Raw genomic sequence first — 23,710 nt, forward strand, 5'->3', positions numbered from 1 at the left:
TGGACGTGCCCATGGTGCATCGCAACGCCCCGCTCAGACTCGAGGGGCGGCGCCGCCTGATCGCTCGGTGCCGGACTCGACCGATCGCTCACGTAACAGCCGAGATGGGAATCTCGCGTGCGTGCGCGTCCAAGTGGGGATGAACCGATGGCGGCGATATGGCGAAGCCGGTCTTCAGGACCGCCCCTCGACGCCGCACAGCAGCCCGACCAAGACGCCGCCCGAGACGATCCAACAGGTCGAGGCAAGCGGCGTGAGCACAAGTGGTCCGCCCGACGGATCACCGACGAACCCGCCGACCTGGGCATCGTCATCGACCGACGCACGGTCAGCCGCCACCTCAGCCGGCTCTGGCTGGGCCGACGACGGTTCATCGCCCCCAGCGGCGCACCAACCGCAGGCCAGGAAAGATCATTGCCCGCTGGCCCGGGCACATGGTCCACCTGGACGTGAAGAAGGTCGGCCGGATCCCCGACGGCGGAGGCCGGCGGGTTCACGGCCGAAACAGCGACCAGGCCAAAGTGACGGCACGGGCGAAGACGGCCGGCGCGAAGCACGGCTACATCTACCTGCACTCCATCGTCGACGGCCACTCCCTGCTCGCCTACACCGAACCCCTGCACGACGAGAAGGGCTCCACCGCGGCGCCATTCCTCGCCCGTGCGAGGGTTTGGTTTGCCACCCACGGCACCAACCACATCCACAGGATCGTCACCGGTAACAGTGCCTGCTACCGACCCGGCGACTTCGCCCGGATGGCGGCAACCAGACCCGCCACCAGAAGACCAAGCCCTACACACCCCGCCACAACGGGAAGGTGGAACGCTACCAGCGCATCCTGGCCGAAGAACTGCTCTACGCCCAAGACTTCACCAGCGAAGACGCGCGATCGGCATCGATCGCCAGGGTGCTCGTAGGTCCGGGCGTGAGGAAGTGGGAAACTCGCCCGTCAACCCCGCGACTCAGCCCCCCGGACTGCCCGCGTCGCGGACGAGGAGGGCGATCTGCACCCGGTTGGACAGGCCGCAGTTGGACCGGCGCTGCTCCGTTGTGCTCGGCGGCCGTCACGTCGAGGACCTTGAGCTCCTGGCCGAAGATGCTGATGGCGCCGTCCCGGTCGTTGATGCGCTCCTGGACGGAGATCACGCTGTCCTCGACCAGGGCGCCCAGGACGAGCTGGTAGGCGGCGGGGAAGAAGAGGATCTCGATCGTTCCGTCACGGTCGGCGAGGTTCACGATCGCCCAGGCGTTGCCCTGCTTGGTCACCTTGTTCTGGACGCTGGTGATGAGCCCGGAGAGCCGGACCGTTCCCTCGGTCCGCCCGGAGGCCAGCAGGTCGGGGACGGTGGTGTCCCGGTGGGCGGCGAGGATGTGTTCCGTGCCGTCCAGGGGGTGGGCGGAGACGTACATGCCGAGCATCTCCCGCTTGGTGGACAGGAGTTGCTTGCGCGACCACTCGCCGTCGTCGATCCGTACGTCGAGGCCGAAGCCGGACTCCCCGTCGTCGCCCGTACCGCCGCCCAGCCCGGCGAAGAGGTCGTCCTGGCCGTAGGCCGCGGCCTTCTTCAGCGGCACGACCGCGTCGATGGCCGTCTCGTGCACGGCACACAGTCCCCTGCGGGTGTGCCCCAGCGAGTCGAACGCGCCGGCCTTGATGAGCGACTCGACGGCCCGCTTGTTGAGAGCCGGAAGGTCGGCCTTGTCGAGGAAGTCGGCGAAGCTGGTGAACTTCCCCTTGGTCTTCCGGGCCGTGATGACCGTGTCGATGACGTTGTCGCCGACGTTGCGGACGGAACGAAGGCCGAAGCGCACGTCGTCGCCGACGGCTGTGAACTCGGCGACGGACTCGTTGACGTCCGGAGGGAGAACGGTGACGCCGAGTTTGCGGGCGTCGGCCAGGTAGATCCCGGCCTTGTCCTTGTCGTCGCCGACGGACGTCAGAAGCGCCGCCATGTACTCGGCCGGGTAGTTGGCCTTCAGGTATGCGGTCCAGTAGGAGACGAGCCCGTAGCCGGCGGTGTGGGACTTGTTGAAGGCGTAGCCGGAGAAGGGGAGCATCACGTCCCAGATGGCCTTGATGGCCTCCTCCGAGTAGTTGTTGGCTTTCATGCCGTCGTGGAACTTCTCCCACTCGGCGGCCAGGACCTCGGGCTTCTTCTTGCCCATCGCGCGGCGCAGCATGTCGGCGCCGCCGAGCGTGTAGCCGGCCAGGGTCCGGGCGATGGCCATGATCTGCTCCTGGAAGATGAGCAGGTGGTGGGTCGAGCCCAGGATCGGGTCGAGGACTTCCTTGAGTTCCGGGTGGATGGGATCGGGCTCCTGCTTGCCGTTCTGCCGCAGCGCGTAGTTCGTGTGCGCGTTGGCGGCCATCGGGCCGGGCCGGTACAGGGCGAGGGCGGCGGCGATGTCCTCGAACCGGGTCGGTTCCATCAGCTTGAGGAGCGCGCGCATGCCGCCGCCGTCGAGCTGGAACACGCCGAACGTGTCGCCGCGGCCGAGCAGCTCGAAGGTCTTCCTGTCGTCCAGCGGAATGACGACGGTGCCGCTGTCGCCGTCCATCGGGTCGACGGTGGCGAGCCTCACGCCGCGGTTCTCGCGGATGTTCTCGATGGCGTGGTCGATGACGCCGAGGTTCCGCAGGCCCAGGAAGTCCATTTTGACCAGCCCCATGTTCTCGCAACTGGGGTAGTCGAAGCCGGTGATCTTCACGCCGTCGGAGGCGCGCATGTGCAGCGGGATGCGGTCGGTGAGCCTGGTCTTGGACAGGATGACGGCGGCCGCGTGCACACCGGTCCCGCGAGTCAGGCCCTCGACACCCCTGGCAGTGTCGATGACGGTCTTCACGTCCGGCTCGTTCTCGTACATCGTCCGGCTCTCACCGGCCTCGCCGTGGCGGGGGTGTTCGGGGTCGAAGATCCCGTCCAGCGGGATCGACTTGCCCATGATGTCCGGCGGCAGCGCCTTGGTGATCCGTTCACCGTGGCTGAAGGGATAGCCGAGGATCCGTGACGAGTCCTTGATCGCGTTCTTGGCCTTGATCTTGCCGAACGTGTTCACCATGGCGGTGTACTCGTCGCCGTACTTCTCGGTGACGTACCGGACCATCTTGTCGCGCTGACGGTCGTCGAAGTCGAGGTCGACGTCGGGCGGGTTGATCCGCTCGGGGTTGAGGAACCGCTCGAAGAGCAGACCGTGCTCCAGGGGGCACAGCTCGGTGATGCGGGTCGCGTAGGCGACGATCGAGCCCGTGGATGTCAGCGACCACGAGGAAGTAGGAGGAGAACCCCATGGGACCGATGACCGACATCTCGGTCTCGAAGCGCTCCAGGACCTCGGTCGGGACGGGGTCGCCGTACCGCATGGCAAGCCCCGTCAGGACCTCCTTGCGCAGCCACGATTCCTGGGTCTCTCCGTCGGGTACGTCGGGGAACTGCGGCATCTCGTCGACGTTGTCGAAGACCTCGTCGTACGACCCGACCCGTTCGGCGATCAGGAGCGTGTTGTCGCAGGCCTCGGGCAGCTCCGCGAACAGGGCCCGCATCTCGGCCGCCGTCTTCAGGTAGTAGCCGCTCCCGCTGAAGCGGAACCGCTTCTCGTCGGCCTTGTTCTTGCCCACGCCGATGCACAGCAGATTGTCGTGCGCATCGGCCTGGCTCTCGTGGATGTAGTGCGCGTCATTGGTGGCCAGAAGCGGAAGGCCCAGCTCCCTGGCCAGCCGCAGCAGCCCTTCCCGCACGTCCCGCTCGATGGACAGGCCGTGGTCCATCAGCTCCAGGAAGTAGTTCTCCTTGCCGAAGATGTCCTGGTAGGCGGAGGCGACCTGCCTGGCTTCGTCGTACTGGTTGAGGCGGAGCCGTGTCTGGACGGCGCCGGACGGGCATCCGGTCGTCGCGACGACGCCCTCGGCGTGCTCGGCGATCAGCTCCATGTCCATGCGGGGCTTGCCCGCCGGGAACTGTCCTGTGTAGGAGGCTTCCGTGGACATGTAGAAGAGGTTCCGCAGGCCCTGCGCCCCCGTCGCCCACATGGTCATGTGAGTGAAGCGGCCACCGCCACTGACGTCCTTCGACCCCTCGCCGTCGTCCGACACGGCCCGCTGGCCGCCGGGCCCCCAGAACTCCTGCCGCCGGTTCCGGCGCGACGACGGGGCCACGTACGCCTCGATCCCGATGATCGGCTTGACCGAGCCGAAGCCCTTGGCCACCTGCTGGAACTCGTACGCGCCGAACATGTTGCCGTGGTCGCTCATGGCCACGGCCGGCATGCCCTGCCGGTCCACCTCGGCGAACATCGGCTTCAGCCTCTGAGCGCCGTCGAGCATCGAGTATTCGGTGTGATTGTGCAGGTGAACAAAGCTGTCAGCCACCAGGCGAGCACCTCCGAGAGCAGTCTCGTGAAGCCGCACCCTAACCCCGAACCAAGATCAATCCGGGGTTCTCGGCTGCCTCTCCGGCCGCACCAACTGGGCTCGGTGGTGGGGCCCTTGGCCTGTCGGCGAGAGACGAATTCTCGGCCCGGCGTGTCGCACACGACGCGCCCGTGTCGGTCGGCAGGGGGCGCGGTGGCTGATCGTTCGTGGGTTGGTGGAGGTGTGGGGGAGTGGGCCGAGGTGGGACTGGGGATCCGAGGCGGGGAGCGTCGCAGGTATGCCCGACCTCCCAGCGAAGTTCGCTGCCGAGTACGGCGTCGCTGGCGTCCCGGGTGGTGCGGCCCGGGCTCGGAGTCAGGCTCGTCACGGGGGGGGGCGGCTCCAGGACTTCGGTGCGTTGTCCTGTCCGGCTTACCGGGTGGCCGGTCGAAGTACGGGAGTCGTTCGGCCGGCGCTGCTTCTCTCGTGCGAGCAGATTGAGGTGGCGGTTGGCCTCCACACGTGGAAGCCGCAGGTTGGCGTGTGTACTATTTGCCGGAATCTGTAAAGTCGCCGAAACCGTGTCTCAGCGGCTGTAAAGATGCAGGTCAAAGAGTCTGCTCCCCGCACGCGCGGGGATGTTCCCGACGCGCCGATGCGCACCCCGGGAGAGGTGTACTGGCCTCCCGCCAACTTGGAGGTGCGGGTCAACGAGTTGGTGTGATGGTCGTTTGGGGTGTTCTTGCTGGTCAGGGGCGGCAGTCTGTGCAGTGGATGGTCCGTCCCTCCGTGCCCCAGAGTGACGGACGGTCGGGTGCTGTCAAGGGCTGGAGGTTTTGGTGTGTCGGCCGTGTTGGTGTCTGGCTGCCATCGTGTGGAATGCCTTCTTCGGTTCCCAGCGCCTCTCGTCGAGTGTCCGGACGGCGCCGTTGGAGCCTGGGTCTTGGTCCCCGGTCCTGCTGTGACCGGCGAAGGTGAACCAGAGTGCGGTGTCTACTCCTTCCTGCTCGAAGATGTCCAGCAGTTCGGTGAGGTGGCGTGCCTGCTCGTCTTCGTCCGGGACCGCGTCGTGCGGCACCTGCCAGGCCATGCCGCCATGTTCTCCCGCGCCCCGGTACGCGCAGGTTCCGTACTCGGTCACCGCGACGGGCTTGCTGTGGGCGAGGTGTCCACGCAGCTCGTCACGGAAGCTGTCGGCGTTGTGGGCGGCCCGGTAGGCATCGATGCCGACGAGGTCGAAGGCACCCCAGTCGACGAACTCCCAGGGAGCCGATGCGTAGGTGACCTGCCCGCCGAAGTGCGTACGGACGGTCGCGGCGATCTGGGAGAGGAGGCCGTTGAGGCGTTCTTGCACCGGTCCGAGGGAGGACCACCATTCCATGTCGGCGGCGGCCATGGCCCGCATACGGTCGCCGTAGGTGTCGCCGGGGAGGAAACCGCCGCAGAACGCGGTGATCTCGCAGCCGGCGACAAGCACCACGTCGGCGCCGGCCTCCCGTACGGCTTCGGCCCGAGCGGCGCAGTCGGCGAAGAACGGGAGCAACTGGCCGCGGGGAAGGTCCACGGGAAAGGGGGCGAACCAGACCTCAAGGCCGGCGTCTGCAGCGTGTCTTGCGGCGATGTTCAGCCGTTCAGGCTCTCGTCCCGAGATTCGAATGGCGTCACAGTGGAGGTTTCCGGAGATCACCGCCATGTCGCGGCGGACCGTCTCAGGGGTGAAGCTCTTGCGGGAGAGTTCTTCTCCTGGGAGGAACCCTGTGTCGTAGTTGATGCCCCGTGCGCGCACGTCCGTGTCCCTTCACTGCCGTTGCCGTGTTCGAGCAAGTCAAGGCCGGGCTCGGGGTTCTTGGCCAGAGGACGGCTACGAAAGGTGATGTCGCCGGGAACCCCGTGCGGTGTGGTCTCAGCGGTTGACTTCCAGGTTCGTCGGAACGAGCGGTACACGCAGGCCGCGCGCCTGGCTTGGTGGCCCGCCGTCGCCATCAACGACGGCACCGACGGCTTCGTCCCCCTTGACGCTGTGTGCACCACCGTCGTCGAAGCCGTCCTCGGGGGACCTTGCCCGGGATGTGGAAGACGTCGACAAGTCCATGGATGTCTTCCTGGGGCGACATCCGGGGCGATGTCGTGCGCCTCATAGGCTGGTACATCCTGCGAGAGCCCCGGCTCGCCCCCGCGCTCTTCGGCGAGATCTGCCTGGACGCCGGTGTGCGTTTCGGACTCGACCCAAGGACGTCGGGGCCCTTCTACGACGCTCCCTTCACCTCGACAGCAGCCTTGAGCGCGAAACCCTCAAAGCCCTTTTCGACCTGGCGCTCCCGCCCTCCACGCAGTCCTCCGGCGGACGGTGACCACTCAGGTGATGACCGGCGCCGAAGCCGCCGATGGGTTCACCGCCACGGCGGCCGGGGCGGTCGGGAAGATCTGTCCAACGTCCGGACACCACGGGTCCTGGGGAGGGAAGACATCCGCGGGACCCGGTGTATGGAGTCGTGCTGTTCAGCAACGGCGAGACGATGTCGTGGCTTCGTTCATCTCCGGGAACGGCGTTTGTCGACCGGTTCTGGAGTCAGTTGTCGATCGGCCGGCTCGCACGTGTCGAGGAGAAATGACGGCACTGCCGAGTGAGTGAGGCAACGCGGGACGGCCGGCCGCCCGTCAGGGCGGCCGGCCGTGGAGGCAGGTAGCGGCAGAGGCGATGCGTATGTGGCGGCCGCGGTGCTGTGAGACCAACAGAGCCAGCGCTTCCTTCGCGTTGTGCTCGGCGATTTCCTGCATCACCGTGCGGTGCGGGAAGTCGCCGTCGAGCAGACGAAGGGGGCCGGCCACCAGTGAGAGACGCATCGCGAGCATGTAGAGGTCGAGCCGTGCCGGGTCGAGTCCGGGGCGGGAGAAGGCTGGGTACTGGTCACCGAAGCGAAGCTGCGGGAACACGTGCTCCCACTCGGCATCGAAGAACATCAGGCCCTCGATGTCGATCAGGACGGGGTGTCCGGAGTCATCGACCAGGACATGGTCGGGCCCGAGTTCGCCGTGGATCAGTGCGTGCTGCGTGCGCGGCGTCACTCGTGTGGCCAGCTCCTGCAAGCGATCGTGCAAAGAAGCTGTGGCTGATCCGATGCTGGGGTCGCGTTCGGCCGCCTCAGCCAGGTCCTCGATGGCACGTTCGAGCACCAGTTGCTCGCATGAATCGCCACTCGCTTTGCCGCCCCGTTCGAGCACGTCCACCCTGCCGTAGTGCTGACTGTGCTGCTGGTGCATCACGTCGAGCATGGCGGCCAGCTCGCTCAGGGCATGTGATGCGCGTGCGGGATCCCTCCCCTGGAGCGCTTCCAGAGTGCCGCCGGCAACGTCCTCGACAGCTGCCACGTCAGCCGGGTGGCGGCGTCGGCTGTCATCGGCGAGGAGCACCCCTGGAACCCGGACTTCAAGGCGGTCCAGTCTCTGCTGGGCCGCTAGGAAGGGGGCCAGCCCGGAGGCGGGTGCGAACGGGTGGGCCGGGTCGATGGCTTCCGCAGCAGGCCAGAAGTTCTCGGCCTCGGCCCAGCTGTAGACGATCACACTTGCTGCACGTGATCCGCTCGTGTGAACCCGGTAGACCCCCTTCTTGCTCCCGCCGCGCAACCGGTCCACTCCGACAACGTGGGCCTTCGCCCCCAGTGCCTCATGCACGATCCCTGACAAGGCTTCACTATCCGTGAACTGGTGCATCCGCCGACCCTGTCCCCGGCCGGATGCACCGTTGGGCCGAGTCGGCTTCCGGCGAATCAGCCGGCCTTGGCAGGTTCTTCGGCTTGAGCCCGGGCTGGGGGGTCTGCGGGACGAACGCCTCCAGCGGGTCAATCACTGGCTTGTACGGGTCCAGAGCGGTCGCCCGGGCGGCAGCCTTTTCCGAGGCTCGGGCCAGGCCGAATCCAGTGCCTTGCGAACCGTCCGCCACGTCACGCCGTGCTTGCGCTCGAGCTCCCGCATCGACATGCCACCGCGATGGTCACGCCGGATCGCCGCGTACAGCTCGGCCTTCGACATCTGCGGCATGGCCGGCACCTTTCACCGGGGGCATCCCGATGCTGCCCTGGCAAGGGACCCGGTGCCTCCCAAGCATCACCCGTCTGTGGAACGGGGCGCCTCCCCAACTCATCGACAAGCGACGTCACTGCTGCTCGATAGGGCCAGGGGTGACGAAATGAGTGTGGCTGGGGCTGCTCCGTGCGCCATTTCGCGCTGATCCAGCCCGCGTGCGGGAAGCTCTCGGGCGCTGTCAGTGTGGTGTGCAACGCTCGGTATGTGGGCTTCTTTGATGATCTTGTGTTTCCGGAGGGACCTGCTGCGGAGCAGGCGGTGTTGGCTCGGTTGGGGCCGCCGGGCAGGGAGGATGGGCTGTACGCGCCGCCCGTCGACCGGTTCACGCCCGTGCTGTTATCGCAGCTGGAGGTGATCGGCTCCGCTCCGGAGACCCGGGTGGTGCTGACGGGATGGTCGGTGTGGCCGCGGTCGGTCACGTTGCATGTGGCGGTCTTCCGCAAGAGCTGTCGGCAGGGTGGGGACGCGAGAGGGCAGTCCGGGCTCCGTGTGGGTCTGCTGTTCTCCGACGGCCGGCGCGTGACCTCGCTGGACGGCGCGGTGCTGCGGAGGGTCACGGGGCGGCAGGAGCAGGCGGGGACGGCTGCGATGGAGCAGGCGGTCGGGCTGATCCCGCTGGATGCGGGCCTGCACTGCTCCCGCAGGTCCCTGTTCAGGACCGACATCGACCTGTATCTGGCGGAACTGCCTCCCCCGGGGATACGCAGCTGGTGGTGGAGTGGCCGGACGAGGTGATGGCCGAGGTCCGCACCTCGGTCGATACGGCGGCACTTCACGCTGCGTCATGCCGGGCGCTCGAGGTCTGGCCGCAGCTTGAGCCGCCGGACCTGCAGCCGCGGCCGGGTGTGTTCGCGACCGTGGAGAGGAGCGGACCGCCGGCGTTCCTGGCGCCGCCGCTGACCCGGGGCCGGCGCGAGCGGCTGCGCCGCGAGGAGGAGGCACGGCAGCGCTACGTGCCGCGGGCCGGCTGGCAGCAGATGGGCTACCGGGACTGGGCGGACACGGCCCTGATCCGGGCCCGGCTGGAGGGGGAGCGCCGCCCGGTGCCGCAGTCGGATGGCGTGGCACTACTCCGCTGCACCTGGTGGCGGAGCAGGGTGCGGCACAGGCGGTGGCGGCGCTCCTGTCGCACGGTGTGGACGTCGACATACGCGACGATGCCGGGCACACGCCGTTGTGGTATGCCGTCCACGGCATGGACGGGGCCACTGTCCGTACGCTGATCGGCGCCGGGGCGGATGTCTGGGCATCGCAGTCGGGGTCCTGGTCGCCGGGTCGGCTGTTGTTGACCACGTCGCTCGCACCGCTCGTTCAGGGTCTGCCGGGGGCAGTGAAGTTGTCCCCGAAGGAGGTCGCCGGGCAGCAGGCGGCGGACGGCCTGATTGCGGCGTTCGGCCAGGGGCCGTTGTGGACCGAGGGGCTCGGTGTCTGCTTCGTACGTGGTCTGGGAGAGGACGACCTGATCCGGCGGCTGGGTGCCGATCTCACGCAGTGCCCGACGGCGGAGCTCGAGCATGCGCCCTTCGGTCCGGCAGACTACGAGGAGTCCCTGCGCTACGTGGGTGTGAGGAGCGTGGACGGTGACCCCGGTGGCTGCGTGATCACACAGGACGGGTATATGCCGAGCGACAACGCCGTGATGCAGACAGTTTCGGTGGGTACCGTCGCCTGTGGGGTGTACTTCAATCCCAAGGGCGGGACCTTCGGTGCCCTGGCTCGCGACGGTGAAGTCGTCGTGTCCGAAGAAATCGGCCTCTCGCCGCACGCCTCGGACCCGGACGCCTACTGGACCTTCCGTTTCTGGCAGCGCGGAGACACGTTCCCCTGCGGAGCCGGCATCCTTGCCTACTCCTGTGCCGCGGCCGGCCTGAGGATCAGTGACGGCAGGGACGCGGTTGATCGGCGCACTCCGCGCCGCTGGGCCGCACTGCCTCCGCGACTTCGGCGCTGAGAACCTCCGCACACGAGGTGGGACACTTTGACGCCTTGAGCAGGGGGCATCTGACCTGCTCTGCTTAGGAGCGACGAGGCCCTGAGCGAGCGCAAGATCATCGCGTTCGGCGGCCACGGTCCTCGCAACTCCCACGGATCGCGGGTGTTGCGAGCACCGTCAGAACCCATGGCTGCGGGGCCCACGTGTGTCTGGTGTCGAACCGGAGTCGATGACTCCGCCGGCCACGTAGAGCGGCGCTCCGGCGCGCGATGCCGGTCGCAGGGAGCACTCGGTTGACGAAGGCTCAGGCCGCCGGCGCGGCCAGGCTACTTCCCGCGTCCAAAGCGCGCTGCCAGCGCGGTCCCGCTGGGTGTGCCGTTCAGCATGCGGCGCAGTCCGTGGGTCATGACCAGCTGTTCCTCCGGGCTGAGGCCGTCGGTGACCATGGCGTCGGTGCGGGCGTCGATGTCGCGCAGTGCGGGGAGCAGTTCCTCTCCGCGCGAGGACAGCCGCAGGTAGACGACCCGGCGATCCACCTGGCCTGGTTCGCGGTCGACCAGGCCGCGCTTGGTGAGGGTGTCGACGATGCGGCTGGGGCTGCCGCTCTCGCACACGATCAGGCGGCCCACCTCGGCGAGCGTGAGGGGCGCACGCTCGCCGAGCACGAGGAGGATCTCGGCCTGGGCCGGGGTCAGATTGAGGGGCCTGAGATGCCCGGTCATCTGCCGGGCTCCCTCGCGCTGGGCCGCCAGCAGCAGGTAGCGCAGTTCCGAGTCGTTCGGGGGTGGCTCGGGCGTCGCGCCCGGCGGCGTTTCCATGGTGGCCGGGGAGTGGGGCATGGCGGCTCTCCTGGGGGTTGAGTCGGCTGCGGCAGCCGGACCTAGGTGCATCGTTTCTCGATGATGCACCATTCATGACGCATCATTCAATGATACGTCATCGATATGAGTCGCTTCAAGTCTTTCCGGAGTCCCGCCTGCCACTTTGGGCGGATCCGGGAATGTTGTTGCAACAACGATGCTGTGACATGCATGATGAAGCATCGGTGTTATGCCATCGATGTCGGAACATCGATGCCGGTGTCGTCGCATCGCTTCTTGACCCCGGTGCACGACCTCAGCGCAAGCCCACGTCAAGCAAAGGAAGCAAGATGACCGCGCAGATCCTTGAAGGCACTCACGTCGCCCTCGACGCCCCGATCGTTCTCGACGATGCCGCGGCCGCCGTGGCGGCCATCGCCCGCGGTGAGCTCGTCGTCGTGGTGGACGACGAGGACAGGGAGAACGAAGGAGACCTCATCGTGGCGGCGGAGTACGCCGACGCCGCGGCCATCAACTACATGATCACCCACGGGCGCGGCCTGGTCTGCGTCTCGGTGACCGAGGAGCGCGCCGCGCAGTTGGAGCTGCCCCCGATGGTCGAGCGCAACGAGGACCACCACGGCACCGCGTTCACCGTCAGCGTCGACGGCGGTCCGGAGCACGGGGTGACCACCGGGATATCCGCCCCGGACCGTGCCAGGACGATCGAGCTGATGCTGAAGGGCTCCAGCGGCGACCTGCGCCGGCCGGGCCACATCTTCCCGCTCGTGGCGCGCCCGGGCGGTGTTCTGGAGCGCCCCGGCCACACCGAGGCCGCGGTCGACCTTGCCCGCTTCGCGGGGCTGACGCCCGCCGGCGTCATCGTTGAGATCATCCGCGAGGACGGGACGATGGCGCGCCTGCCCCAGTTGGTCGAGCTCGCCCGGCGCGAGGGTCTGGTGCTCACCAGCATCGAGAAGCTGCGTGAGTACGCCGCCGCCCGCAGCGAGCGGGTTCTGTGAGCCGCACCTCCCGGTGGATGGCCGGTGCGTCGACCGCGCTGACACGCCCTGCGGTCACGCACCGGTACCTCGCCGGTGTAGAAGGAGCGCGGCACCTGCCGACCGACACACCGTTCGTCCTGGTCGCCAACCACAGCAGCTTCGCGGACCACCTCGTCCTGGACGCCGTCCTCGACGGTCTGCGGGACACCCCCACGTCCTATCTCACCAAGGCGGAGGCCTTCGTCCATCCCGTGCGCCGCCGGTGGACGCAGGGCATGGGGGGCATCCCGGTGAACCGTGACAGGCCCGACAGGGAACTGCTGGCCGCGGTGGACGGCGTCTTCGCTGCCTGCGGTGCCCTGGTGGTCTATCCCGAGGGCACCCGCGGGCCGGGCTGGCCGCTGCTCCCCTTCAAGGACGGTGCCTTCCGCTTCGCGGTCCGGGCGGGCGTGCCCGTCATCCCCGTGGCTCTGTGGGGGGCGCAGGACGCCCTGCCCAAGGGGGGTTTGCGGCCCCGGCGGGCCCAGGTACGGGTCGTCTTCGGCCCCGCACTGCCCGACGACACCGCACGGCCCAGGCCCCAGCGGGTCACGGCGCTGGTCGAGGCCGCGCGTCAGGCGCTGGAGCGGCTGGTGGGCACCGCGCGCACGGCCCCCGACCCCCGGCGGGCCCGGCAGGCGGCCGCCGAACTCGTCCAGCGGGCCGAAACGGTCGTGGAGACGATGCTCAGCCACACCGATCAGCTGCCCGCCCGGCGGCGGATGCAGCAGGCGCGCCTGCTGCTCGACCTGGCCCGCGTCACCGATTCCGGCAGCTTCACCGGTCCCGGTACCCCTCTCGGTGCCGACGCCCGCGTCCTGGAGGCCCGGCTCACCGGACTGCGCGCCCTGAACGCCCCCGCACCGCTGCGGCCCGCCGTGCTGCGCGGGGTGCGGCACACCGCGCAGGAGGTACTGCGCACACACCCCGACCACCTGATGGCCCGATACCTGCTGGGCCGCTGGCACCTGCTGATGCCCCGGGCCCTGGGCGGACGTCGCCCCCAGGCGCTGGAGCACCTGCGGCACGCGGCCCGCTTGGGCGCCCACGACACCCGTTATCCCATGGCGTACGCCGAGGCGCTGATCGCCGTCGGCCGTGACGACGAGGCAGCGCCGCACCTGCGCGGCATTCTTGCCGCGCCGGCCCTCGACGCCAGAACAGCGGACCGACGGCGCCGGGCCGAAGCCCACTACCAGCAGCTCGCCGGCGTCGGCGGCCCTGCGAATTCGAGGTCGTGAGACAACCGTGAGCACATCAGCGTTCCTGCGGTGCGGTAAGACACTCGTGGTCTTCGACGGGCCCCGTCGCCTGTCCTGGCACGCTTCCGCACCCGGCGACTACGTCCCCACGGCTCTGTGGCCGAGCCCCGCGCAGGCGGCCGAGGTCATGGACCATCTGTCCAGCGGCGGTTGTCTCCTCGTCCTGATCGAGCAGGAGCGCATCTCGGTACCGATGTACGCCGAGGAGGCCGAGCGTCTTCCGCCCGATGTGGCCGCCCGAGCCACGCTGACCAGTGACGGTGTGGTGAGCGAGCTGCACCTCCCGGTCCTGGACTGGATGCCGGCCGCGCTGCGCGAACGCGGCCTGCGCTTCCTGGAGAACAGCACGCGGCTGCTGCGCCAGGAGCCCGGCCTGCTGCTGCCGCATCTGATCGTCGAGGAGCCTCCCCACGACCTGGGGAACCTCAGGTTCGCCCGTCTGCGCACGCCGCGCCCCTTCGCCGACGACCGCCTCGCGCCGGTCACCGACCACCTGTTCACCAGCGACACAACTACCGGTATCACCGCCACCGTCGACCCCGCCGCCGTGCTGTGTCCGTCCGCCGGGGTGGTTGCCGCGGTCCGTACCTGGGAGACCACGCCATGACCCTTCCGACTTCACCGGCCCCACCCCCGGCAAGCCCGCTGACGGGACGGGTGGTGCTCCTCACCGGGGCGGGACGGGGTCTGGGCCTGCTGACCGCGGAGACGCTCCTGGGCCAGGGAGCCACGGTGGTCGCCAATCACCGCTCCCCCTCGGAGGGACTGGAACGTCTGGCGGGCGAACACCGCGACAGGCTCCGGCTCGTCCCCGGTGACGTGGCCACCGACGACACGGCCGCCCTGCTGGCCTCGGAGGCCCGCAGATTCGGCCGGCTCGACGTCCTCATCCACAACGCCGCGATCACCCGCGACCAGCCTCTGGTGCGGATGTCGGTCGAGGACTGGGACGAGGTGCAGCGGGTCAACCTGCGCGGTGCCTTCCTCACCACCAAGTACGCGGTGAAGAGCATGATGCGGGCGCGCTACGGCCGCATCATCTACATCTCGTCGATCACCGCGCTGACCGGCAACGCAGGGCAGGCCGCCTACGCCTCCTCCAAGGCCGGCCTGCACGGCCTGGCCATGACCGTCTCGCAGGAGTACGCCTCCTACAACATCCGCACCGCCACCCTGGCCCCCGGGATCCTCGGCACCGGCCTGGGCGCCGCCGTGGCCGGCCCGCAGCGGCGGCGTATGACCGACCGCTCCCTGCTGGGACTGGGCGAAGCCGCGCAGACGGCCGAGACCATCGCCTTCCTGGCCTCTCCGGCCGCCGACTACATCAATGCCACGGTCATCCGCTCCGACGGAGGAATGAGGTACTGATGAACACCGCCGACGCACACATCCTGATCCCCGCCCCCCTGCGGACGGTACGGCAGATCCTCCTGGAGCCCGCCGAACTGGCCGAATGGAACCCCGCGTTCTTGTCGGTCGGGGGCCCCGAGGCCGCGATCACCGGCCGGCGCTACCCCCTCACTGCCCGCGGTGGTCTCACCGGGCACTGGGAGTACCGCAGCATCGGTGAGAACCACATCGAGGGCCGGTGGGAGGTTCCCGGCCTGGCCGAGACCAACAGCTGGCGCTTGCTGCCCCACGGCGACGGCACCCATGTCACGCACTCCTTCACCAACCGGGGGACCCTCGCCGCCCTGCTGCGCCCGGCGTTCGCCGGCGTCGCCGACCTGCGCCTGGGCCGTCTGTCTCAGCGGGCCCGGCAGCGCGCCCTGGCCGGGGTGGCCTGACCATGCCGCTTGCCGCCTCGTCCGCCACTACGACGTCCGGTGATCACACGCAGCCGGACACCGTGTTCCTGCCCGCCGCCGGTACCGACTGCTGGGCGCTGCCGGTGCCGCTGCACCTGGCCCGCCTGGACGGCGAGGCGGCCGAGGAGCACATCCTGCGCGGCCTCGACTGAAGAGACCGCCCCCCTTCGTGACGGGCCCGGATACATCCCCCGTTCGGGCCCGTCACCCTCCGCCCTTGCCTCCGGCCGTCCTCGACGGCCCGTCCCAGGGAGACCCGTCGTGTCTGCACCCTCCGTGCTCCGGCCCGCCGTGGGTCCGGCGTACGCCCGCATCACCGGCGTGGGCGGCTACCGGCCCTCCCGCGTGGTGTCGAACCAGGAGATCGCCCCCCGGATCGACTCCAGCGACGAGTGGATCCGCGAACGTTCCGGCATCGCCGAACGGCGCTGGGCGGCCGAGCAGGAGAGCGTCGCCCTCATGGGTGCCGCAGCCGCCGAGAAGGCCCTCGCGCACGCCGGAGTCACCGCGGACCAGGTCGGTTGCGTACTGGTGGCCACCTCCACCCACTTCCGCCAACTGCCCGCGCTGGCCGCCGACATCGCCCACCGGATCGGTACCGCGCAGGCCGCCGCCTTCGACCTGTCCGCGGCGTGCGCGGGCTTCACCCACGCCCTGGCCGTCGCCCACGACCTGGTCCGCGGCGGCAGTGCCGGCCACGTCCTGGTGGTGGCGACCGAGCGGATGTCCGACCTGATCGACCACGACGACCGCGCCACCGCCTTCCTCTTCGGCGACGGGGCCGGAGCCGTCGTCGTCAGCCCCAGCGACACCCCGGCCATGGGCCCCGTGGTCTGGGGCTCCGACGGGGCACAGGGCGGCGCCATCGACCAGAGCTCCTCCTGGCTCGAACTGCGCCACGGCCGCCCGCCGCACTTCCCCGCTCTGACCATGCGGGGCCAGACGGTGTTCCGCTGGGCCGTGTACGAGATGGCCCGCGTCGCCCGTCGCGCACTGGACGAGGCGGGCATGGACGCCACCGACCTTGAGGCGTTCGTCCCGCACCAGGCGAACCTGCGCATCGTGGAGGCCCTCGCCACCGCACTGCGCCTGCCCGCACATGTGGCCGTTGCCCGCGACATCGTGCACACCGGCAACACCTCGGCGGCCTCCGTCCCCTTGGCGATCGAGCACATGCTGGCGGCCGGAGCCGCCCGCAGCGGCGCGCTCACCCTCACCATCGGCTTCGGCGCGGGACTCTCCTACGCCGCCCAGGTGATCACCCTGCCCTGACGCCCGTCCTCGTGCCCCACGCACACCGCGAACCGCCTCCCCGCCCGTCCGACCCAGCACCGGAGTTGCCATGAACGTGACCACCGCGCAGCCGGACACCGGCCTCCTCGCACGCGGCGAGAAGGCCCTCGCCACCGACGCCGACCGGCCGGGCACGACGCCCCAGGAGCTCACCACCGTCCTGGACATCATGGCCCGCATCTTCCAAGCCGTCTGACCAGGTCCTCCACGTCCTCGGAGTACATCCAGGCGAGACCACAGCAGAACCTCGAGATCCCCACCTCCAGGAGACCCACGATGACGCCCGCCGGCCGCAAGGTGCTTGTCACCGGACTCGGAGCCACCACACCGCTGGGCGGCGACGCCGCCTCCACCTGGCAGTCCCTCCTGGCCGGGCGCTCCGGCGCCCGGACCCTGACCGAGCCGTGGGCGAGCGACCTCACCGTACGCATCGCGTGCCCGGCAGCAAGCGAACCCGCCCCGCACATCGGCCACACCCTGGCCCGGCGGACGGACCGCTCGGCACAGTTCGCGCTCATCGCGGCCCGGGAGGCATGGCAGGACGCCGGCCGGCCGGACGTGGACCCCACCCGGCTCGGTGCCGTTATCGCCTCGGGCCTGGGCGGCCTCACCTCGCTGCTGGCCTCCCACGACGTGCTGCGTGAGCAGGGGCCGCGCCGTGTCTCCCCGCACACCGTGCCGATGTTCATGCCGAACGGGCCGGCCGCGCACGTCGGCCTCGAGCTGGGCGCGCGGGCCGGCGTCCACACCACGGCTTCCGCCTGCGCCTCGGGGGCCGAGGCGGTGGGACACGCCCTGACGATGATCCGCTCCGGCCGGGCGGACGTCGTGGTCGCCGGAGGGGCCGAGGCCCCCATCCATCCCCTGATCATGACGGCCTTCGCCAACATGATGGCCATGTCGCGGCGCAACGACGACCCCGAGGGGGCCTCCCGTCCCTACGACCGCGACCGGGACGGGTTCGTGATGGGCGAGGGTGCCGGCATCCTCGTCCTGGAATCCGAGGAGCACGCCCGCTCCCGCGGCGCCCGCGCCTACGGCGAGGCGGCCGGCGTCGACCTGACGTCCGACGCCCACCACATCGCCCAGCCCGAACCCGAGGGCCGTGACGTGACCCGCGCCGTGCGCGCGGCGCTCGCCGACGCGGGCAGCTCCCCGCAGGAGGTCACCCACGTCAACGCCCACGCCACCTCCACGCCGCTGGGTGATCTCGCCGAACTCGCCGCTCTGCGCCAGGTGATGGGCTCCCACGCCGAACGGGTACCGATCTCCGCCACCAAGTCGATGACCGGGCATCTCCTGGGCGCGACCGGGGCGGTGGAGTCGGTGGCCGCGGTCCTGGCCCTGTACCACCGTCTCGCGCCGCCCACCATCAACGTCGGCGCCCTCGACGCACGGGTCGAGGTGGACGTCGTCCGCGACAAACCGCGCGAGCTGGCCCCCGGCCCCGCCGTCGTCCTCAACAACTCCTTCGGCTTCGGCGGCCACAACGTCTGCCTGGCCTTCCGCGGCGCCGATGACGCCACCCGCCGGCACTGAGCCGAACAGACGGCCGGACCCCGCCCGGCCGCGTTGTTTCAGTCCAACGCAGGACTCGATTCTGTAAACCCCTGATGCCGGACCGGCGGTGAAAGTGAAGGCCGTGCGCATGGTGACGGAAGAGGCCCCGCGGTGGCCGGCGGCAGATTCAAGCCCCGTCACGGGACCGTCCACCCGGCGCCTCAGGCACGTACTAGCGTGGCGAACGCGCTGCGGCGAACGACAGGCGTTGATCCTCCGCCGCACCGGCAACCGACGCAGTGAGTGACAGAGGGACGATGAAGGACGCCACCTTGAATCTCCCCGTTTCCCGTTTCGCCGAGGCCCACTCCTCGCCGCGCACCAGGCTGTGTCCGCCACGCTGCGGACAGGTCGGCACCCTGGGCCTGTCACGGCGCTCATGACGCCGGCCGCCGTCCCGCCGGAGCATTACTACGTCCGGATCGTCGCGCGCATCACCGACCTGGCCGAACAGGGCTGCACCGCCCCCGCCATCACCCGGGTGCTGGGGAACGAGGGCTACACCATGGCCCCCGGCCGCAGCGATTCCATCAGTCTGACCACGGTGCGCCGGCTGCTGCGCGAGAACGTCCCCCTGGCCCGTCGCCGGCCCGCCCCGGCTCCCGAGGAGAGCCTGATGGCCGACGAGTGGTGGCTGAGGGACCTGGCCGCGGAACTCTCCATGCCGCACATCACCCTGTACGCCTGGGCCCGGCGGGGCTGGGTCACCGTGGCGCGCCAGGAGAGCCGTCCCCCGTACCGCCTCATCCTCCGTGCCGACCACGGTGAAGTCGTGAGGCTCCGTGCCAGGCGCCCGAGCGCCGGCGGGCGTGCGGCGGCACCCGGCCTTTCCCAGATCGCTCTCTGACGCACCGCCGTTTCCCTCGCAGATCACAGCCACTGTTCAGGCCCCTGGCGGGTCCGGCGCCAGAAAATCATCTTCAAAGATGTTGCATCATCGATGTCGTATCACTCATGATGAGTCATCGATAACGCGTCATCGTTGTTTCAACATCGAAATGCGCGTGTCCGGCTGCTGTCGTACGGCCCGCTCCCGCAAGCGGTGGACGGACCCCCGGAACCCAGGAGTAGAAGTGAAGAAAATCGCCCACCTCGCCGTTGCGCGGCCCAAAGCCGTGATTGCCGGCTGGCTGCTGCTGCTCGCCCTGGCCGTCCCCTTCGCCCTCCAGCTAGAAGGAGCCCTGAAGACCGGCGGCTTCTCCGACCCCCGCGGCGAGTCCGTCAAGGCCCAGCGCACCCTGGAGCGCGCCTTCAACGAGGCCCCCAACTCCTTGCTGGTCGTCCTGCACAGCAAGGACGGCGCCGTCCAGGACACTATCGGCCAGGCCCGGGAGGCAGTGCAGCGCGAGGGAGTCTCCGCCGTCACCGACCGCACCACCCACCCTGAGTGGCTTTCCGAGGACGGCCGGACCACCTTCCTCCAGGTGGGCTTCACCAGTGACAACACCACGGTCCAGAACCTCGTGCCCGACCTCCAGGACGACGTGCGCGATGCCGTCGGCGACAAGGTCGAAGTCGACGTCACCGGCGCCCCCGCCCTGGACTACGCGCTGAACGTGCACTCCAAGGAGGACGTCACCCGCGCCGAGATGATCGCCTTCCCGGTGCTCTTCATCGTGCTGCTGCTGGTCTTCCGCTCCGTGGCCGCGATGGTCGTCCCCCTGCTCATGGCGGGCGTCACCCTGATGGCCACCCAGGCCATCGGCTACGGGATGACGCAGTTCACCGACGTCAACAGCCTCTTCACCAACATCGTGAGCATGGTCGGCCTGGCCGTCGCCGTCGACTACTCGCTCTTCATCATCAAGCGCTTCCGCGAGGAGTTGGCCGTCGGGCACGCCGTGCCCGACGCCCTGGACCGCACCATGCGCACCGTCGGCCACTCCGTGGTCTTCAGCGGCCTGGCCGTCGTGGTCGCCCTCTCGGCCCTCTTCATCCCCCGCGCCATGTCCTTCACCAGCATCGCGCTGGGCGGCGTGGCCGTCTCCCTGGTCGCCGTGGCCATCGCCGTGACACTGCTGCCCGCCGTGCTGAGCCTGCTGGGCCACCGCATCAACTGGGGCACCCTGCGCCGCCGTAAGAACACCACCGGGGCGACCACCTCCCGCAAGGCCGGCAAGGACGACCGCCCCGGCAACCGCTTCACCCGCCGCCCCGGCCTCGTCCTGGCCGCCCTCGCGGTCGCCTTCGCCGCACTCGCCGCCCCCGCCGCCCAGCTGACCCTGCGCGTCCCCGTCGCCAGCGCGGACATCCTGCCCACCGACGACAGCGCCCGCATCGGGATGGAGCGCATCAAGCAGGACATCGGCGTCCGCGAGATGTTCCCCATCCAGGTCGTACTCAGCGCCGACCGCGACCAGCCCGACGCCCTCCTCAAGAGCGCCGCCGACATCGCCTTCTACGCCCGGTCCGCACCCGGCGCCGACAAGGTCCAGTCCGTCGAGCCCTTCTCCCGGTCCCTGGACGATCCCGCCTCCCTGGACGCCGCCGCCCGCACCGCACTCGACCAGTTGTGGACGCAGGACGGCGACAACCTGGTCACCCGCGTCATCATCACTCCCAGCGCCGATCCCGACAGCTCCTCGGCCCACCACCTCGTCGACGACCTTCGCGACCACCTCGACGACCGCACCCAGCCCGGGGTCGCCGTCCAGCTCGCCGGCGCCACCCCCACCGGCTCCGACTTCGACGACCTCGTTCTGCGCTCGGCCCCCCTGGTCGTCCTCTCCGTCGCCCTGCTCAGCTTCCTGATCCTGCTCTACGCCTTCCGGTCCGTCCTGCTGCCGCTGCTCGCCCTGGCCTTCAACATCGCCGTCGTGGGCGCCAGCCTCGGCTTCCTCGCCATGTTCACCGGCAACGCCGACAACTCCATCAACAGCGTCACCCCCCTCATGCTCTTCGCCGTGATGTTCGGCCTCAGCATGGACTACATGGTGATCATGATCTCTCGCATGCGGGAGACCTACCTGGGTGGAGCCACTCACCGCGAGGCCGTCCTCGGTGGCCTCGCCCGCACCGCCGGCCTCGTCAACGGCGCCGCAGCAATCATGGTCGCGGTCTTCGCCTCCTTCACCAGCGCGCAGATCAGCATCGTCCGCGAACTCGGCATCAGCCTCGCCGCCGCCGTCATCCTCGACGCCGTCGTCATCCGCCGCCTGGTCATGCCCGCCGCGCTCCTGCTCATTGGCGACCGCACCTGGGGCCGTCACCGCCGCACCGAACAGCAGTCCCCCGCCTCCGAGCAGCCCTCCGCTCCCGAGCCGGTCCCCGCGACGGCCGTGGCGGCGGACACCTCGAGCCGGCACCCGCAGCTGGCCGACCACACCACACGGTGACACGCCCCGCCCACCCCGACCTCCCTTCATAGGACCCGCTGCGACGTCGACTCACCTCCCCGAGCCGACGGCGCAGCGGTCGGTTCCGCCGCCCCACACGAACCCGTGACAACCCGCCAGGACAGGGAGCCCGACCCGGTGAGCGCGACTCTGTACGACCCCGCCATCACAGATCCCACCCTGCCGCCGCTGGTGCAGACGGGCGACGCGATCTTCCAGCGAAGTACCCTGCTGATCACCCGACGAGGCTGGTGCCAGGGACAGGGCCTGCTGTACGTCGGCTCCCCCCACGACCCGCAGGCAGCGAGCCTGGTCGGGGCCCTCGCCTGGGCGGCGACCGGAGACGCAGAGTCCTGCGGCGCCGAGGTGAGAGCCGCCCTGGCCGCGGTACGGGCCCGCCTGGACCCCCACAACAGCGCCTTCTTCAGCGACTGGGAACTGGTGTGCGCCTGGAACGACACGCCGGCCCGCACCCGCCAACAGACCATCGCCCTGCTCCAGTCCTGCCGCTACCCGACCCTGCCCTTGCCGCGAAGGGGCGACAGGCTGGAGGGGTGACAGCTACGGCAGCTGTTGTCCCGTGTTGGGCGCTACGCACACTTGATCTCCGCCGTGTCCGGTGGGCAGGTCACGGCTGTCCACGGCGGTGGTGAGCATTGGCTCGGGCAGGGTCCACATCGTCACGGTGGAGGCCTTCGACAGGGTGGGCCGGGCCGGTGCCCGCTGGTTCAGCCGTTGCTGACGGCGTTGTCCTGGCCGTCGTCGGGGTGGAGGTCGAGGAAGAGCCGTAGCCGTACGCCGGGTTCGCCGGGCTCGTGCATCGTGCGTTCTGCCGCGGCGATCGCGCACTGGGCGGCGAGCAGCTCCTGGACGGCGAAGCGGTCGCGTCGTCCAGGGCGGCGACCTCCACCACGGCCAGACCCACCCGCGCCACGTGTGCCTCGCTGATCGATCTCATGCCCGCTGCCACACGCCACGGTGCGCCGGAGGTGCGCCGGAGAGCGGTCTGTCACCCGATCGGGACGCCGGTGAAGGCGCGCACGGGACATGGGCCCAGCCCCCAGAGGAGCCATCCCACCGGGGGTGGGTGTCTGCCGCCGTTGCCGGCGGGCACGGTAGTGCCGGGCGGCTACCGGGCCAGCTCGACGGTGACTACGTCGTCCGGGCAGTCGGCCAGTTCGCTGGCCAGCGCGGTCTTCTCCGAGGGGTCCACGGACAGACGGAACCGGGTCTCACCACCATCCACAGCGTGTTGTACTCGCACCGGTTCCCGGCGGCCGGAGGCTGCCACTGGGCGGGGTCCAGGCTGCGACGCCATCCGCCGCTCAGGCACCGACCGCGGCATGGGCAAACTCGCCCAGATGCCGGCCCAGCGCCTGCAGCGGGGCTGGACGGTTGAGAAGCTCGGCAAGCCCTACGACCTGCGCTGCCTCCGCGGCACCGAGGAACGCCACGTCGAGGTCAAGGGCACCACGGGCGCCGCCACCAGCGTCGAACTGACCATCAACGAGGTCCTGCACGCCCGGGACAAGGACAACACCGTCGACCTCTACGTCGTCAGCGACATCAAGGTCGACACCGCCACCGACCCCTACACCGCGAGCGGCGGCACCGTCTCGCACTACCCAGACTGGGAGCCGGCCGAGGAAGACCTCCGGCCCCGCAAGTACGAGTACCGCCTCCCCGGCCTCACCTCCTGAACCCACGGACTCCGGCCGCAGGAAGCGAGTCGACGGGCTGACGCCCGGTCACCTGTCCTGCGGCCCGAGAACCACATTGTGCCCCTGCCCCCTTGTCCTCTGCGCGGAGGCCGCTGTGACGTACGAACCCACCGCGTAGTGGGCAGGCGGCCGGACGGGCGGGGCCGTCGGGCCGAGGGGTGCCGTGTTCTGGCGTAGTGCGGTTGGGGACCTGCCCCCCAGTACACCCAGATGCGCGGGTTGAGAAAACAACATCCGCGCAGAGGCCCGGGAGCGCCCATCCAGCGCGGGACGCGCTGGATGGGGCGGCCGGAGTCGCCCTTGTCGCCGAGATGGCCAGCCTCTGACAAGTCGGCCCTGCGGGCGGCACCCTGACTGTGGGGTGCCGCCCGCAGCCGTGTTCACCCCATTCCTCCTCTCCGGCTGTCGCTGAGAAGGAGGTGTCGGCGTCCGCCGGCGGCTTGCCCGCCAGGGGTGACCTGCACAGACAACGGCCTCTCGGGCCGGAGGGGTGCAACCCTCGGTCCTGCCCTCGGTGCAACTCC

At 69.6% G+C, this 23,710-nt stretch carries 20 protein-coding genes and 3 pseudogenes; 16 read left to right on the forward strand and 7 right to left on the reverse strand.

The genetic code is table 11. The features are described 5' to 3' along the window. Positions 1–11: 11 nt before the first annotated feature. Positions 12–901: pseudogene (locus ACH4D3_RS13825) on the forward strand (helix-turn-helix domain-containing protein); the annotation flags it as partial. Here the strand turns inward: ACH4D3_RS13825 and dnaE are convergent. The 5 genes and pseudogenes from dnaE to ACH4D3_RS13850 form a co-directional block, all read right to left on the reverse strand. Continuing rightward, positions 856–4,366: pseudogene (gene dnaE, locus ACH4D3_RS13830) on the reverse strand (DNA polymerase III subunit alpha). The pseudogenes ACH4D3_RS13825 and dnaE sit on opposite strands and share 46 nt — an antisense overlap. 802 nt (positions 4,367–5,168) lie before the next feature. Then, a complete protein-coding gene (locus tag ACH4D3_RS13835; protein ID WP_398320987.1) occupies positions 5,169–5,912 on the reverse strand; it encodes a hypothetical protein in 744 nt (247 codons plus the stop codon). Positions 5,913–6,251: 339 nt separating this feature from the next. Beyond that, on the reverse strand, positions 6,252–6,440 hold the full coding sequence (locus tag ACH4D3_RS13840; RefSeq protein WP_398320990.1) for a hypothetical protein: 189 nt from the start codon (positions 6,438–6,440) through the stop codon (positions 6,252–6,254). 566 nt (positions 6,441–7,006) lie between these two features. After that, positions 7,007–8,059 carry a phosphotransferase family protein gene (locus ACH4D3_RS13845; RefSeq protein WP_398320993.1) on the reverse strand — a complete coding sequence of 351 codons (1,053 nt, stop codon included), beginning with the start codon at positions 8,057–8,059 and terminating at the stop codon, positions 7,007–7,009. A 132-nt stretch (positions 8,060–8,191) separates the two neighbouring features. After that, complete coding sequence (locus ACH4D3_RS13850) at positions 8,192–8,386, reverse strand: hypothetical protein (RefSeq protein WP_398320996.1); 195 nt, start codon at positions 8,384–8,386, stop codon at positions 8,192–8,194. 171 nt (positions 8,387–8,557) lie between these two features. Here ACH4D3_RS13850 and ACH4D3_RS13855 point away from each other — a divergent pair, with 171 nt between their 5' ends. Further along, positions 8,558–9,166: a hypothetical protein gene (locus ACH4D3_RS13855; RefSeq protein ID WP_398320999.1), complete on the forward strand. Its 609-nt coding sequence runs from the start codon at positions 8,558–8,560 to the stop codon at positions 9,164–9,166. 349 nt (positions 9,167–9,515) lie between these two features. Beyond that, positions 9,516–10,382: a DUF6461 domain-containing protein gene (locus ACH4D3_RS13860; RefSeq protein ID WP_398321002.1), complete on the forward strand. Its 867-nt coding sequence runs from the start codon at positions 9,516–9,518 to the stop codon at positions 10,380–10,382. A gap of 308 nt (positions 10,383–10,690) precedes the next feature. Here ACH4D3_RS13860 and ACH4D3_RS13865 read toward each other — a convergent pair whose 3' ends face one another. Beyond that, a complete protein-coding gene (locus ACH4D3_RS13865; RefSeq protein WP_398321005.1) occupies positions 10,691–11,203 on the reverse strand; it encodes a MarR family winged helix-turn-helix transcriptional regulator in 513 nt (170 codons plus the stop codon). 311 nt (positions 11,204–11,514) lie between these two features. Here ACH4D3_RS13865 and ribB point away from each other — a divergent pair, with 311 nt between their 5' ends. From ribB to ACH4D3_RS13925, 12 genes are all read left to right on the forward strand, one after another. Next, positions 11,515–12,186, forward strand: a complete 672-nt coding sequence (gene ribB / locus ACH4D3_RS13870) for a 3,4-dihydroxy-2-butanone-4-phosphate synthase (RefSeq protein ID WP_398321008.1) — start codon at positions 11,515–11,517, stop codon at positions 12,184–12,186. Then, on the forward strand, positions 12,183–13,448 hold the full coding sequence (locus ACH4D3_RS13875) for a 1-acyl-sn-glycerol-3-phosphate acyltransferase (protein WP_398321011.1): 1,266 nt from the start codon (positions 12,183–12,185) through the stop codon (positions 13,446–13,448). The genes ribB and ACH4D3_RS13875 overlap by 4 nt, the downstream gene beginning before the upstream one ends. A gap of 7 nt (positions 13,449–13,455) precedes the next feature. Further along, positions 13,456–14,076, forward strand: a complete 621-nt coding sequence (locus tag ACH4D3_RS13880; protein WP_398321014.1) for a hypothetical protein — start codon at positions 13,456–13,458, stop codon at positions 14,074–14,076. Next, positions 14,073–14,837, forward strand: coding sequence for an SDR family NAD(P)-dependent oxidoreductase (locus ACH4D3_RS13885; RefSeq protein WP_398321017.1), 765 nt, complete (start codon positions 14,073–14,075; stop codon positions 14,835–14,837). Before ACH4D3_RS13880 ends, ACH4D3_RS13885 begins: the two co-directional genes overlap by 4 nt. Beyond that, the gene (locus ACH4D3_RS13890; protein WP_398321019.1) at positions 14,837–15,256 is read left to right on the forward strand and encodes an SRPBCC family protein; all 420 of its coding nucleotides are present in this window, start codon (positions 14,837–14,839) and stop codon (positions 15,254–15,256) included. The genes ACH4D3_RS13885 and ACH4D3_RS13890 overlap by 1 nt, the downstream gene beginning before the upstream one ends. 2 nt (positions 15,257–15,258) lie before the next feature. Next, positions 15,259–15,429: a hypothetical protein gene (locus ACH4D3_RS13895; RefSeq protein WP_398321022.1), complete on the forward strand. Its 171-nt coding sequence runs from the start codon at positions 15,259–15,261 to the stop codon at positions 15,427–15,429. A gap of 109 nt (positions 15,430–15,538) precedes the next feature. Further along, complete coding sequence (locus tag ACH4D3_RS13900) at positions 15,539–16,549, forward strand: beta-ketoacyl-ACP synthase III (RefSeq protein WP_398321025.1); 1,011 nt, start codon at positions 15,539–15,541, stop codon at positions 16,547–16,549. A gap of 70 nt (positions 16,550–16,619) precedes the next feature. Further along, on the forward strand, positions 16,620–16,766 hold the full coding sequence (locus ACH4D3_RS13905) for a hypothetical protein (protein ID WP_398321028.1): 147 nt from the start codon (positions 16,620–16,622) through the stop codon (positions 16,764–16,766). 80 nt (positions 16,767–16,846) lie between these two features. Further along, on the forward strand, positions 16,847–18,109 hold the full coding sequence (gene fabF, locus ACH4D3_RS13910) for a beta-ketoacyl-ACP synthase II (protein WP_398321031.1): 1,263 nt from the start codon (positions 16,847–16,849) through the stop codon (positions 18,107–18,109). 400 nt (positions 18,110–18,509) lie between these two features. Beyond that, positions 18,510–18,977 (forward strand): hypothetical protein, encoded by a 468-nt coding sequence (locus ACH4D3_RS13915; protein WP_398321034.1) that lies wholly within the window; start codon positions 18,510–18,512, stop codon positions 18,975–18,977. A 226-nt stretch (positions 18,978–19,203) separates the two neighbouring features. Next, positions 19,204–21,465 carry an MMPL family transporter gene (locus tag ACH4D3_RS13920; RefSeq protein WP_398321037.1) on the forward strand — a complete coding sequence of 754 codons (2,262 nt, stop codon included), beginning with the start codon at positions 19,204–19,206 and terminating at the stop codon, positions 21,463–21,465. Between the two features lie 138 nt (positions 21,466–21,603). Then, positions 21,604–22,023, forward strand: a complete 420-nt coding sequence (locus tag ACH4D3_RS13925; RefSeq protein ID WP_398321040.1) for a hypothetical protein — start codon at positions 21,604–21,606, stop codon at positions 22,021–22,023. A gap of 272 nt (positions 22,024–22,295) precedes the next feature. Here ACH4D3_RS13925 and ACH4D3_RS13930 read toward each other — a convergent pair. Then, positions 22,296–22,423 (reverse strand): annotated as a pseudogene (locus tag ACH4D3_RS13930) (DUF6207 family protein); the annotation flags it as partial. Between the two features lie 385 nt (positions 22,424–22,808). Between ACH4D3_RS13930 and ACH4D3_RS13935 the strand changes: the two are divergent. Next, positions 22,809–23,165 carry a protein NO VEIN domain-containing protein gene (locus tag ACH4D3_RS13935; protein ID WP_398321043.1) on the forward strand — a complete coding sequence of 119 codons (357 nt, stop codon included), beginning with the start codon at positions 22,809–22,811 and terminating at the stop codon, positions 23,163–23,165. Positions 23,166–23,710 lie beyond the last annotated feature (545 nt).

The organism is Streptomyces sp. NPDC018026, assembly GCF_044327745.1.
GTDB classification, from domain to species: domain Bacteria; phylum Actinomycetota; class Actinomycetes; order Streptomycetales; family Streptomycetaceae; genus Streptomyces; species Streptomyces rubrogriseus.